The sequence below is a fragment of the Catenulispora sp. GAS73 genome, assembly GCF_041262085.1.
Taxonomy (GTDB): domain Bacteria; phylum Actinomycetota; class Actinomycetes; order Streptomycetales; family Catenulisporaceae; genus Catenulispora.
Genome location: NZ_JBGCCM010000035.1, coordinates 87,296 through 100,203 on the forward strand (window position 1 = coordinate 87,296; position 12,908 = coordinate 100,203).

The window sequence follows — 12,908 nt, forward strand, 5'->3', positions numbered from 1 at the left end:
GCGGCTTAAGCCTTCTCGTCGAACTCCAGCGCCTCGCGCAGCTTCCGGTTCACATGCCGCAGCCGCTCGATGGTCCGCTGCGCCTCCCGCAGCTCGTATCGCAGCCGGATGATCTCCTCGATCGCGGCGAGGTCGGCCAGGTCGCTCAGATCGGCCAGGTCCGCCGAAGCCAGCGCCGGCTCGACCTCCTCGGCGTACTCCGGCTCCGGCGGCGACGGGATCGCCAACTCGGCCGGCTGCGTGAGCGCGGCCTGCACCTCGGCGGCCCACTGCAGCGCGTCCGGTTCGGGGGAGCGGCGCACGAACTCGTGGATCACCGCGCCGACCGACTCCGCCTCGGCGGGCTGACTCGCGGGGGTCGGCGCGGGCTCGGCCGCCGGCGCCTCCTGCTCGAAGTCGAAGTCCTCGTCCGCCTCAGCCGCCTCGGCACCGGCCGCTGTGGCGGCGTCCGGTCGCGTCACCAACTCACTCGGCTCCTCGACCGCCACGTCCTCTTCCGACTCGCGCATCATCGCCGCGGTCCACCCCGCCGCCTCGCACGCGGCGTCCCGGAACTCCCGCAGCTGCCGCAGCATCCCCTCGCTCGACGGGAACAGCTGCCGGGCCTGCGCCACGTTCTTCACGGCCAGCGAGGCGGCCTGCACGGTGTCGCCGAGCTCCGAATACGCCTGCGCCAGCTTGATCCGCGCCATCAGCGCGTCGCGCGGTCCCGAGCCGATGCCCTGCTCGGCGCGCTCCACCTTCGCGATCAGGCTGCTGATCCACTCCTGCGGGTCGGCATAGGGGTCGGCGTACTCCTCGACCGGGTCGTCCGCCGGTTCCTCGATCGGATCGACGACAGGATCGACGACAGGGTCGATCACCGGGTCGATGACCGATTCCACCACCGGTTCCCCGGCCGCCGCCTCGCCCCGTTCGAACCACGGCTCACCGCCGCCGGCCGCCACCGGCTCCTCGACCGCGCCGGTCTCCCGACCGAGTCCGTACTCTGACATTCCTTCCCCCTGACAACGTCGAAGGGCGCCGACGTGACGTCGGCGCCCCGCGGCTGGCTCGGCACGATACTACGGCCGGACGATCATCGCCACAGGCATCGAGTTGACCGGCGCGTACTGGATCACGGTGCCGGGCATGGCGGCGTGGATGATCTCGCCGCCGCCCACGTATATCCCGACGTGGTGCAGGCTGCCGTAGTAGATCACCAGGTCGCCGACGGCGATATTGGACATGCTGACCTGCGGGAACTCGTAGGCCTGCGCCGAGGAGGAGTGCGACATCGACACTCCGGCGGCGCCCCAGGCGGCCATCGTCAGGCCGGAGCAGTCGAAGCTCCGCGGGCCGGCGGCGCCGTAGACGTACGGCTTGCCGAGCTGCGCCTTGGCGAACGCGACCGCTTCGGCCGCACGGGCGTTGGTCGCCGGCGGCAACGTGGTCGGCGGCGTGATGTTCTGCTGGTTCTGCTGCGTCTGTTGCTGCACGTACTGGGTGCGCTGGGCCGGCGTCAGGGAGTCCAGCAGAGCCTGCGCCTGCTTCTCCTTGGCGTCGATGGCCGCCTTGTTCGCCGCCATCTGGTCGCGCGTCTTCTGCAGCTGCTGCAGGTCCGAGGAGGCTTCGGCCTTGTCCTGGTCCAGCTGGCGCTTGATCTCCTGCGCGGTCTTCATCGAGTCCGCGGAGTGGCTGGACACCTCGGTCATCGCGGTGGCCTGCTGCAGGAACGAGTCCGGGGACGCCGAAAGCATCAGCTCCAGCGAGCTGTCCACGCCGCCGGCGCGGTACGACGCGGCGGCCAGGCTGCCGAGCGAGGACTGCGCGGTGGTCAGCTGGGTCTGCTCGGCCGTGATGCGGGCCTGGATCTGGTCGACCTTGTGCTGCAGGGAGGCCAGGTTCGTGGCCGCCTGGTCGTATGCCTCGGAGGCCTGCTCGGCCTGCTGGTGGAGGCTGTTGACCTGGTTCTTGACGTCGTTGAGGTTCGCGTTCGGGTCGGCGTGGGCCAGACCCGGGACCAGGGCGATGGAACCGACCGTGGCGGTCGCCAGCGTCACCGCGGTGCGAGGCGCGGTGATCGTCTTCTTGGACGCGCGGTGAGTGGTCACGGTTTTGTGGGACGCCACGAGGGCGACTCTCCTTCTCTCCCTGCCGCCTACCGGGTTAGCTGACGGGTTCGGGCTGAGAAGCGTGCCCTACAGGCCGCCGCGCGGGGGTTCGCAGCGGACCGATTCACCCCTTGGCCCCAGTGTGTGCGGGCCGGTGGGACTTGGTGGGTCCCCGGTTCCGGATCGGCGCTCCGCCCCCGGACCGTGTGGGAGTCCGTGGAAACTGCGGGCCGCGCTTTGCCGGATTCGGCGTGAACTCCCGCCACCGTCCAGGGCGGGCGGCGTGGTTACGGGTGTCCGGCCGTAACCCTAGCGAGACCCCGAACGACAAAACGGACCGGCCCAGGACGCTATACCAGGATTTTACTTTGCAGGGCGTTTAGAGATCCTGATTCACTCCGTCCTGTCCGAGTTTGGACAGGGTCGATCGCGTGGTTCTTGCCGACGTGTCGTCGGCATGATGCGTGGAGTGCGGGGGCGGTAGACGTGAAACTACTGCAAGAGTGCCAGCTAGTCCGGCATTTCGCGGGCCCCGGCGGTGCGGCCCGGTGGAGTCCCGGGGCGGCCGTGCGGGGGATGTCAGTGGCCTGTTTAGCCCTGTTTGAACGACAGCGGCGGGCGACCCGTGTTCCGGGTCTCCCGCCGCTCGTCGGTGGATCGCGTCGATGTCTATGGGGCGATATCCACGGTGATGTCTACGGCCCTGTGGTGCTCGTCACGCCGAGGTGGCCAGCGGCCGCGTCGGCCACTCCGGCTCGGAGTACGACTTCTCCCCGCGCCGCTCCCGATACGCGGCCCGGTCGGCCTCCTGCTCCGCCTTCCAGCGCGCCTGGGCCTCGTGTAGCCGGACCGCGTCCAGCGTCCCCACCGCGGCGTAGCTGGCGCCGATCACCTGCGCCAGGTTCATCGCGGCCAGCGCGTCGGCCGCGGCGTCGTGCGCGTGCGTGATGGTCACGCCGTAGAACTGGCACTGCGCCTCCAGCGTGCGCGCGCCCTTGCGGAACTTGTCCATCTGCCGGTCGATGACCAGCGGGTCGATCACCGGGGCCACCGGGGCGCGGGAGGCCAGCGGGGTCAGGCCGTTGCGGGCCAGCTCGGCTTCCAGCAGCGTCAGGTCGTACGGGGCGTTGAACACCACCAGCGGCGTGCCGGCGCGCAGCTCGACGGCCAGCGCGTCGGCGATCTCGTCCAGCGTCCGGCGCGGCGGGGCGCCGTGCTCGCGGGCGTACTCGGTGGTGATGCCGTGGATCGCGGTGGCCTCGGCCGGGATCTCCATGCCGGGGTCGATGAGGAAGGTCTTCTCGGCGCCGTCGGAGGTGACGATGGCCGCCGAGACGATGCGCACGGTCTTGGGATCGCGGCCCGTGGTCTCGGTGTCGAAGCCGGCCAGCCGGCGGCGGTGCCAGCCGTCGTGCGCGCCGCGCTGCGGCGGGACGGCTGCCTGCGGAGCGTTCTCGCCTGTCTGACCCTGGACCCGTGGCTGAGGCTCCCAGACCGGGGCGCACCCATGGTGATAGGTCTGCCACGCACCGTCCATGTTGGCGCGCTCACCGGCCTCGGCTTCCACCCGACCCTTGCACGCGGCGCACGTTCCCGCGTACTTGTTGACCAGAGTCACTGTGTTGTTCTCCCTCACCTCGTGTTGTCACCATGGTGGCGCACCGTTCTGACAAACACCGTCAGACTCGGGTCCGGCGACGTCAGCGGCTACCCTGGTGGACTACGGCGGTTTTTCTAATCCGCCCGATCTGTTGATTTCCGCGCGAAGGATGACTACGACGTGTTCGACACGCTCTCTGATCGTTTGGCCACGACGTTCAAAAACCTGCGCGGCAAGGGTCGGCTCTCGCAGCAGGACATCGACGACACGCTCCGGGCCATCCGGCAGGCGCTGCTGGAGGCCGACGTCTCGCTGCAGGCTGTGCGGCCGTTCATCGCCGCCGTCCGGGAGCGGGCCGAGGGCGCCGAGGTCTCCAAGGCGCTGAACCCGGCGCAGCAGATCATCAAGATCGTCAACGAGGAGCTCGTCGCCATCCTGGGCGGTGAGACCCGGCGGCTGCGGTTCGCCAAGAACCCGCCGACGGTGATCATGCTCGCCGGTCTGCAGGGCGCCGGTAAGACCACGCTGGCCGGCAAGCTGGCCCGCTGGCTCCGGTCCGAGGGCCACACCCCGATTTTGGTCGCCGCCGACCTGCAGCGGCCGAACGCGGTCACCCAGCTGCAGGTGGTCGGCGAGCGGGCCGGCGTGCCGGTGTTCGCCCCGGAGCCCGGCAACGGTGTCGGGAACCCGGTCAAGGTGGCCCAGGACTCGGTCGAGTTCGCCAAGGCCAAGATGTACGACGTGGTCATCGTCGACACCGCCGGCCGCCTGGGCATCGACGCCGACCTGATGAAGCAGGCCGCCGACATCCGCGACGCGGTCCGGCCCGACGAGGTCCTGTTCGTCGTCGACGCGATGATCGGTCAGGACGCGGTGACCACCGCGCAGGCCTTCATGGACGGCGTCGGCTTCGACGGCGTGGTGCTGACCAAGCTCGACGGCGACGCCCGCGGCGGCGCGGCCCTGTCGGTGCGCCAGGTCACCGGCAAGCCGGTGATGTTCGCCTCGACCGGGGAGAAGCTGGAGGACTTCGACGTCTTCCACCCCGAGCGGATGGCCGGCCGCATCCTCGACATGGGCGACATGATGACCCTGATCGAGCGGGCCGAACAGGCCTTCGACCAGGCCGAGGCCGAGAAGATGGTCTCGAAGCTGTCGCGCAACGAGTTCACGCTCGACGACTTCCTGAAGCAGATGGAGCAGCTGAAGAAGCTGGGCTCCATGAAGAAGCTGCTGGGCATGCTGCCCGGCGTCGGCGACATCAAGCAGCAGCTGAACGAGATCGACGACAAGGACGTCGACCGCATCGCGGCCATCATCAAGTCGATGACCCCGGGCGAGCGCGAGGACGTCAAGATCATCAACGGCTCCCGCAAGCAGCGCATCGCACGCGGCTCGGGCACCACGGTGCAGCAGGTCAACAACCTCATCGACCGCTTCCTGGAAGCCCGCAAGATGATGCAGCAGATGGCCAAGGGCGGGATGCCCGGCATGCCGGGGCTGCCCGGGGCCGGCGCGATGGGCGGCACCAAGCGCAAGTCGGCCAAGGCCAAGGCCGCCGACAAGTCGGCCAAGTCCAAGGGCCGCTCCCGCTCGGGGAACCCGGCCAAGGCCAAGGCCGAGGAGGCGGCGCGGCAGGCGCGCAAGGACGGCAACGGCGCGGCGTTCGGCGACCCGGACGGCGGCGGCCAGTTCGAGCTGCCGGACGAGTTCAAGAACCTGCTGCCTCCGCAGTGATCGCAGTTGCGGCACCTTCAGCGCCGATCAGCTGGCGTAGCGCCTTCAGCGCTGATCGGCTGGCGCAGCGCGTTTAGCGTGGATCGGCAGGTGCGGCGCCTTCGGTGCCCGAGAGGGGTGTCAGTGGCGCGCGCTATATCTGTAAAAGGGGCGAAAACGTCCTAACAGAATGCGCGCCACACTCCGCGACCACCTCGACGCCCTGCTGATCCGGCCCCCGCGCCGCCTCGCGCCGTCTTTCGCTGCCGGGTAACACCCCGGGGCCTCCCGGTGCTTCACCGTGCCGGGGGCGTCCCGACCAGCCTGAACCTTCTGGCACAATGGAAGCTTGTACCGGTCGCGCATGGCCCTCTCTCCTGCGCTACGCCGAGTCCATCCGGCTGCTGCCGATGCCATGTCCCCACGTGGCGGCGCGGCGGCACCACCCGTAGTCAACCAAGCAGGAGACACCACACCGTGGCAGTCAAGATCAAGCTCAAGCGCATGGGCAAGATCCGGAACCCGCAGTACCGGATCATCGTGGCCGACGCCCGTACCAAGCGCGACGGCCGGGCGATCGAGGAGATCGGGAAGTACCACCCGAAGGAGGACCCCTCGTACATCGAGGTCGTCTCCGAGCGTGCGCAGTACTGGCTGGGCGTCGGCGCGCAGCCGACCGAGGCCGTCGAGGCCATCCTGAAGGTCACCGGCGACTGGCAGAAGTTCAAGGGCCTGGACGCTCCGGCGCCGATGAAGGTCGCGGCTCCCAAGGCCGACCGCAAGGCCGTCTTCGAGGCCGCCGCCAAGGAGGCCGCCGACGAGCCGAAGACCGGCGCCACCACGCCGAAGAAGAAGGCCGAGAAGGCCGAGAAGAAGGTCGAAGAGACCCCGGCGACCGAGGCTCCGGTGGAGACTCCGGCCCCGGCTGTCGAGGCTGAGATCGCTTCCGAGGGCTGAGCATGCTGGAAGAGGCCCTGGAGCACCTGGTCAAGGGCATCGTCGAGCACCCCGATGAGGTCCGGGTCCGCGAGCGCGACCAGCGCCGCGGCAAGGTCCTGGAAGTCCGGGTGCACCCGGACGACCTGGGCAAGGTGATCGGTCGCGGCGGGCGCACCGCCCGTGCGCTGCGTACGGTGATGGCCGCCCTCGGCGGCCGCTCGCTGCGCGTCGACCTGGTCGAGGCGGCCGGCTACCGGTGAGCCCCGACACTGAGAACACCTCCGGCCGGCCCGAGGCCCTGCGCCTCGTGGTCGGCCGGATCGGTCGTGCGCACGGCATCCGCGGCCAGGCCACCGTCGAGGTCCGCACCGACGACCCCGACCTGCGCTTCGCGCCCGGGGCCCGGCTGCTGACCGAGCCGGCCGAGCGCGGGCCGCTGGTGGTGACCGACTCCCGCTACCACAACGGCATCCTGCTGCTGTCCTTCGAGGGCGTGGCCGACCGGAACGCCGTCGAGGCGCTGCGGAACACCATCCTGGTGGTGGAGGCCGACCCGGACGAGACCCCGGCCGACCCCGACGAGTTCTTCGACCACCAGCTGCTCGGCCTGCCCGTCGAGCTGGCGGACGGGACCGTGCTGGGGGAGATCGCCGACCTGCTGCACCTGCCCGGGCAGGACGTGCTGGCCGTGAAGCGGCCGGACGCGCCCGAGGTGCTGATCCCGTTCATCAAGCAGTTCGTCCCGATCGTGGACGTGGCCGCCAAGCGGGTCGTGGTCGATCCGCCGGCCGGGCTGCTGGACCTGGACAGCGTCGAGTAACCGCTCTTCGGAGCGGCGAGTCTTCGAAGCGGCGAGAACGGTCACCCCATGCGCATCGACATCGTCACCATCTTCCCCGAGTACCTGGCGCCGCTGGACGTCTCGCTGATCGGCAAGGCGGCGGCCGCCGGGATCCTCGACGTGCGCGTGCACGAGCTGCGCGACTGGACGCACGACCGGCACAACACCGTGGACGACTCGCCGTGCGGCGGCGGGCCGGGCATGGTGATGAAGCCCGAGCCGTGGTCGGAGGCGCTGACCCAGATCGTGCCGCCGGGGTCGGAGGCCGGCGCGCGGCTGATCGTGCCGACGCCGTCGGGCCGGCCGTTCACCCAGCGGGTCGCCGAGGACCTCGCGACCGCCTCGCACCTGGTGTTCGCCCCCGCGCGCTATGAGGGGATCGACCGGCGGTTCATAGAGGCCGCCGCGGAGCGGATGCCTGTAGAAGAACTCTCCATCGGCGACTATGTGTTGGCCGGGGGAGAGGTCGCGGTCTTGGTGATGGTCGAGGCGGTGGGTCGTCTTCTGCCTGGAGTCCTGGGCAATGCGGAGTCCGCTAAGGACGATTCCTTCGGGCACTCCTCTGAGGGCGGTATGGCAGGGCTCCTGGAGGGGCCCGTATATACGAAGCCCGCGAGTTGGGAGGGCCGCGACGTTCCGCCGGTGCTGCTGTCCGGCAACCACGCGCTGATCGCGCGCTGGCGCCGTGACCAGGCGCTGGAGCGCACCGCCGCGATGCGTCCGGATCTGATCGCCGCCCTGGACCCCGCCGCGCTGGACAAGAAGGACCGGGCCCGGCTGGAGGCTTTGGGCTGGTCGCAGACCCCCGGTGGATTTCGTTTCGACCCCGACGCTGTGTCAGACTAGGCCGGTACTGCTTGAGCAGGTGCCGGTCTTTCCCTAGGCACAGCCACCTGCCCGCCGGACGCGCCCTGCCACAGGGGGACCCGCCCACGGCGATTTCAAGCCGGAATCTGGTTTCACCACCCCAGCCGTGGCCGACCTGTGGCGTCCACGAGGAGAGATCATGGACAAGCTGTCCACTATCGACGAGCTGTCGATGCGCATCGACGTCCCGGACTTCCGTCCCGGTGACACCGTCAACGTGCACGTCAGGGTCGTCGAGGGCAACCGCTCCCGCATCCAGCAGTTCAAGGGCGTCGTCATCCGCCGCCAGGGCTCCGGCGTGCGTGAGACGTTCACCGTCCGCAAGGTCAGCTTCAGCGTCGGCGTGGAGCGCACCTTCCCGCTGCACACCCCGATCATCGAGAAGATCGAGGTCGTGACCCGCGGTGACGTCCGTCGGGCGAAGCTGTACTACCTGCGCGACCTGCGCGGCAAGAAGGCGAAGATCAAGGAGAAGCGCGAGGCGGTCGCGGGCCACTGAGCCGGCGCCCTCCGCACGCTTTTTTCACGGCTCCGGGCCACGTTCTCAGCACGAGGACGTGGCCCGGAGCCGTTTACACAATCCTCAGGCAAGTCCTATAACTTGTTCGACTGGGAACGGCTGTTCCTGTCTGTCCAGATGTGCTGACCCGGGTCGTGCGGACCCGACGACGAACAGGCTAGGGTGCGGCCGGTGGCCAAGGGGCAAAGGCGCCGGCTGAAACCGGTGAAGTTGTGGAAGGAACTGCCGATCCTGTTCGGGGTCGCGCTGTTGCTCGCCCTGGTGATCAAGACGTTCTTCGCCCAGGCCTACTTCATCCCGTCGCAGTCCATGCAGCACACCATCGAGCCCGGGGACCGCGTGCTGGTGAACAAGCTCACCCCGTGGTTCGGCTGGACCCCGCAGCGCGGCCAGATCGTGGTCTTCAAGGACCCCGGCGGCTGGCTTGACCCCTCGGAGATCAAGAAGGACAACGCCTTCGTCGGCGGGGTCAAGAAGGTGTTCTCCTGGATCGGGCTGCTGCCCGAGGGCAACGAGCAGGACCTGATCAAGCGGGTCGTCGGGGTGCCCGGGGACGTCGTGCAGTGCAAGGGCGTCGGGCAGCCGGTGACGGTCAACGGGGTGCCGCTGGACGAGCACTCCTATCTTTACCGCGGGGTCGACGGACAACTGGACGACCCCTCCCAGACGCCCTTCGGGCCGATCACCGTGCTGCCGCACACCGTGTTCGTGCTCGGCGACCACCGGAGCGACTCCGGGGACTCGCGGGTGCACCTGCAGGAGGCCTCGCAGGGGCTGGTGCCGTACTCGGACATGCAGGGTCACGCGTTCGTGCGGATATGGCCACTGACACGCTTCAGCGGCCTGGGTACTCCTTCTACGTTCTCCTTGAAGAACCCCGCGCAGGCCGCGCAGAGCGCCGCCACTGTGCCACCGCTCATGTGGGGGTTCACGCTCGCGGTGCCGCTGCGGGCCGGCTTGCAGCGGCGGCGTCGCCGCGGCGGAGGTCTCCTTCCGGACCCCGCGGGCGTAACCAATCGGCTACGCAGGCGGTTGGGTACGGAGCGGCCGCTTGGCTGAAGCGAACTTTCGAGGGATTGCGAAGGGAACAGCGACATGGACCAGGCGGCAGCGAAGCCGAGCGGGCCTGGCGGGTCACCGGAAGGGCAGACTGTGACAGTGGACGAAAGCTCCGAGACCGCCGACAACCCGGTCGGCCGCGGCGAGGCCGTGGTCCCGCGCCCCGAGTATCCGGCGCACGACCAGGGGGCCGGCTACGCGCAGGCCTCCGGGTACGCGCCTTCGTCGGGCTACGACCAGTCGGGGCAGCCCGGTGCGGCCGGCCAGTCCGGTACGGCCAGCGCGGCCGGCGGCTACGGGAATCAGGGTGGGTACGCCGCTCAGGGCGGCTATGCCGCTCAGGGTGGCTATCCCGGGCCCACTTCTGCTCCCGCGCAGGGAGGCTATAGCGGCTACGGCGGGTATGGCGAGCCTGAGGGACCGGGTGGTCCCGGCGCTGGCGGCCAGGGTGCTGGCGGGTCCGGCAGTCCTGGCGGGCCTTTCGGTCCCGGTGGTCCCGGCGGGCCTTTCGGCCCCGGTGGCGGCGAGGGTCCGGATGCTTCCGGCAGCGGCCCCGAGGGTGCCTCGCCGTCCCCGGAGGACGAGGAGCCGACTCCGGAGCGAGCTGAGCCGGCGGGTCCGCGCACCTGGTGGCAGTGGGTCCTGCTGCCGTTCGCGGTGGTGTGGCGGTTCGCGTTCCCGAAGAAGCCGCGGCCGTTCATCGTCGAACTGCCGTTCCTGCTGGCCATCGCCCTGGTGCTGGCCTTCATCATCAAGACGTTCCTGGTGCAGGCGTTCGTCATCCCCTCCGGCTCGATGCAGCAGACGCTGGAGATCAACGACCGCGTGCTGGTGAACCGGTTCTCGAACTGGATGGGCCACGAGCCCAACCGCGGTGACATCGTGGTCTTCCAGGACCCGGGCGGCTGGCTGGACAGCGAGCCGGTGAAGCCGAAGAACGTCTTCAGCAAGGTCCTGACCGCGGTCGGCCTGCTGCCGGAGGACAACGGCGACCTGATCAAGCGGGTCATCGGGGTCGGCGGCGACGACGTGAAGTGCCTGGGCAACGGCGCGCCGGTGACCGTCAACGGCGTCCCGCTGCAGGAGTCGGGCTACCTCTACCCGAGCAACCTGCCCTCCATGGAGCCCTTCGAGGTGCACGTCCCGCAGGGCAAGATCTGGGTCATGGGCGACCACCGCGAGGTGTCCGTGGACTCCCGGGCCCACATCAACAGCCAGACCGGCGGCTTCGTCCCGGTCGGCAACGTGGTCGGCATCGCGGTGCTGAAGGTGTGGCCGCCGTCGCACTTCGGGACGCTGCCGGTGCCCTCGACGTTCAAGAAGAGCTTCCAGGCGGTGTCGTCGTCGCCCGGCGCGGTGCCCCTGGCGGCGTTCGCCGTGGCGGTGCCGATCCGGGTCGTCCACCGGCGTCGGAAGCTGAAGAAGCTCGATCTCCTCAACAACTAGAGGTGTAGTTTCACTACCTATGTAGTGATTTGCCCAGTGACCCACGGCGGCCGCGGCAGGGACTTCCCTGTGCGGCCGCCGTAGTCGTCACCGGCGCGTTGTACGTTAGAGACGATGACCACGACGCCCACTCTCACGCTGCCGCGCGGCGTAGCCATCCGCTCCGATGCGGGGATCTACGGCTACGAGCGCGCTCTGGCCCGCGCCGGGTTCGCTCAGGTCGCCGGCGCGGACGAAGCCGGACGGGGTGCCTGCGCCGGCCCGCTGGTCGCGGCGGCGGTGATCCTCCGCCCCGGAGCCTCCGGCCGCATCCCCGGCCTGTCCGACTCCAAGCTGCTCACGGAGAAGGCCCGCGACCGGTGCCGCGTGGAGATCGAGAAGCGCGCGCTGTCCTATGCGTGGGTCGCCATACCGGCTCCCGAGGTGGACCGCCGAGGCCTGCACCAGGCGAACATCGAGGCGCTGCGCCGTGCCGTGGCCCGCCTGGACGTCGCCCCCTCCTACGTCCTGTCGGACGGGTTCCGTGTCGACGGGCTTCCCTGCCCTAGCCTTGCCATGTGGAAGGGGGACCAGGTGGCCGCGTGCGTCGCCGCCGCGTCGGTGCTGGCCAAGACCGTGCGCGACGCCATGATGACCGAGTTGGCCCAGCGCCACCCGGCCTACGGCTTCGAAGTCCACAAGGGCTACTCCACCCCCGCCCACCAGGCCGCATTGACGGAGCACGGGCCTTGTCCCGAGCACCGTTTCACATATGCCAACGTGGCGAACGTTTCCCCGCGTTGTGGGTGACAATGACTGTGATTGAAGACCGACCAAGGGGAGCGTGGGCATGAGCGCTGAGGACCTCGAGAAGTACGAGACCGAGATGGAGCTCCAGCTCTATCGCGAGTACCGCGACGTGGTCGGCCTGTTCAAGTACGTGGTCGAGACCGAGCGCCGCTTCTACCTGACCAACCAGGTGGACCTCGCGGTGCGCTCGGCGGACGGCGAGGTGTACTTCGAGGTGACCATGGCCGACGCCTGGGTGTGGGACATGTACCGGCCGGCGCGGTTCGTGAAGAACGTGAAGGTGGTGACGTTCAAGGACGTGAACGTCGAGGAACTGGCCAAGAGCGACCTGGAAGTCCCCACCGACTGAAAGGCCCCAGGCCGCCATTTAATTGAATAGCGAACAAAGACGCCCGTCACGCTGGCCCACTAGGCCACACGAGTGACGGGCGTCCCCTTTTGCCCCGACTTATCCACAACCTCCCGAACCCACCTGGCCCCCCACCCCCACCCCGAGCCACCCTCGATCCCAAGCGGCCCACCCCACCGGGGCCGACCGAACGACCGGGAGGAGCTCAGCGGTGACCGGCACGACAACCCCATTCCTGGAGGTCGAACACCACCTGACGGAATTCCCGTCGGCGGCCGACCACAGCACCCTGACCCCGGGCCGCCTGGGCCGCGAAGGCGAAGACATCGCCGCCGCCTACCTGACCGCCTGCGGCTACCACATCCTGGACCGCAACTGGCGCTGGCGAGGCCCCGACGTCCGAGGCGAACTGGACATCATCGCCCTGGCCTCCGACCTCCTGGTGACCGTCGAGGTCAAAGCCCGCCGCGAAGGCACCGGCGGCCGCCCCTTCGACGCCGTGACCGAAGCAAAAAGAGCCCGCCTCTGGAAACTCGCCAACCGCTGGCTCGCCGAACACCGCCTGGACCCCGCCTTCCGCACCCACCTCCCCCGCGGCGTCCGAGGCATCCGCATCGACGTCATCGGCCTCCTCTTCCCCGCCGACGGCCGCACCGAGCCCCTCATCGACCACCTGCAGGCGGTGTGAG

At 69.4% G+C, this 12,908-nt stretch carries 14 protein-coding genes and 1 riboswitch; of the genes, 11 read left to right on the forward strand and 3 right to left on the reverse strand.

What is annotated here, in order from left to right; all coding sequences use genetic code 11:
- Nucleotides 1–5 precede the first annotated feature (5 nt).
- From ABH935_RS39385 to ABH935_RS39395, 3 genes are all read right to left on the reverse strand, one after another.
- Complete coding sequence (locus ABH935_RS39385; protein WP_370383076.1) at nt 6–995, reverse strand: hypothetical protein; 990 nt, start codon at nt 993–995, stop codon at nt 6–8.
- A 69-nt stretch (nt 996–1,064) separates the two neighbouring features.
- Nucleotides 1,065–2,111 (reverse strand): NlpC/P60 family protein, encoded by a 1,047-nt coding sequence (locus ABH935_RS39390; RefSeq protein WP_370383077.1) that lies wholly within the window; start codon nt 2,109–2,111, stop codon nt 1,065–1,067.
- A gap of 11 nt (nt 2,112–2,122) precedes the next feature.
- A riboswitch (cyclic di-AMP (ydaO/yuaA leader) is annotated at nt 2,123–2,292 on the reverse strand.
- Nucleotides 2,293–2,808: 516 nt separating this feature from the next.
- Nucleotides 2,809–3,711: an exonuclease domain-containing protein gene (locus tag ABH935_RS39395; protein ID WP_370383078.1), complete on the reverse strand. Its 903-nt coding sequence runs from the start codon at nt 3,709–3,711 to the stop codon at nt 2,809–2,811.
- A gap of 162 nt (nt 3,712–3,873) precedes the next feature.
- Between ABH935_RS39395 and ffh the strand changes: the two genes are divergently transcribed.
- The 11 genes from ffh to ABH935_RS39450 all read left to right on the forward strand — a co-directional run bounded on the left by ffh (nt 3,874) and on the right by ABH935_RS39450 (nt 12,907).
- Complete coding sequence (gene ffh / locus ABH935_RS39400) at nt 3,874–5,430, forward strand: signal recognition particle protein (protein ID WP_370383079.1); 1,557 nt, start codon at nt 3,874–3,876, stop codon at nt 5,428–5,430.
- 456 nt (nt 5,431–5,886) lie between these two features.
- Nucleotides 5,887–6,366, forward strand: a complete 480-nt coding sequence (gene rpsP / locus ABH935_RS39405) for a 30S ribosomal protein S16 (protein WP_370383080.1) — start codon at nt 5,887–5,889, stop codon at nt 6,364–6,366.
- A 2-nt stretch (nt 6,367–6,368) separates the two neighbouring features.
- Entirely contained in the window at nt 6,369–6,608 is a 240-nt protein-coding gene (locus ABH935_RS39410) for an RNA-binding protein (RefSeq protein WP_012785728.1), read from the forward strand.
- A gap of 38 nt (nt 6,609–6,646) precedes the next feature.
- Nucleotides 6,647–7,168, forward strand: a complete 522-nt coding sequence (gene rimM, locus ABH935_RS39415; protein WP_370383107.1) for a ribosome maturation factor RimM — start codon at nt 6,647–6,649, stop codon at nt 7,166–7,168.
- A 48-nt stretch (nt 7,169–7,216) separates the two neighbouring features.
- On the forward strand, nt 7,217–8,035 hold the full coding sequence (trmD, locus tag ABH935_RS39420) for a tRNA (guanosine(37)-N1)-methyltransferase TrmD (protein ID WP_370383081.1): 819 nt from the start codon (nt 7,217–7,219) through the stop codon (nt 8,033–8,035).
- Nucleotides 8,036–8,195: 160 nt separating this feature from the next.
- On the forward strand, nt 8,196–8,555 hold the full coding sequence (gene rplS, locus ABH935_RS39425) for a 50S ribosomal protein L19 (RefSeq protein ID WP_370348960.1): 360 nt from the start codon (nt 8,196–8,198) through the stop codon (nt 8,553–8,555).
- A gap of 192 nt (nt 8,556–8,747) precedes the next feature.
- Nucleotides 8,748–9,635 (forward strand): signal peptidase I, encoded by an 888-nt coding sequence (lepB, locus tag ABH935_RS39430; protein ID WP_370383082.1) that lies wholly within the window; start codon nt 8,748–8,750, stop codon nt 9,633–9,635.
- 99 nt (nt 9,636–9,734) lie between these two features.
- Entirely contained in the window at nt 9,735–11,081 is a 1,347-nt protein-coding gene (gene lepB, locus ABH935_RS39435; protein ID WP_370383083.1) for a signal peptidase I, read from the forward strand.
- A 114-nt stretch (nt 11,082–11,195) separates the two neighbouring features.
- Entirely contained in the window at nt 11,196–11,870 is a 675-nt protein-coding gene (locus tag ABH935_RS39440; RefSeq protein WP_370383084.1) for a ribonuclease HII, read from the forward strand.
- Nucleotides 11,871–11,910: 40 nt separating this feature from the next.
- Nucleotides 11,911–12,219: a DUF2469 domain-containing protein gene (locus ABH935_RS39445; RefSeq protein WP_012785735.1), complete on the forward strand. Its 309-nt coding sequence runs from the start codon at nt 11,911–11,913 to the stop codon at nt 12,217–12,219.
- 211 nt (nt 12,220–12,430) lie between these two features.
- Nucleotides 12,431–12,907 (forward strand): YraN family protein, encoded by a 477-nt coding sequence (locus tag ABH935_RS39450; RefSeq protein ID WP_370383085.1) that lies wholly within the window; start codon nt 12,431–12,433, stop codon nt 12,905–12,907.
- Nucleotide 12,908: the final 1 nt, after the last annotated feature.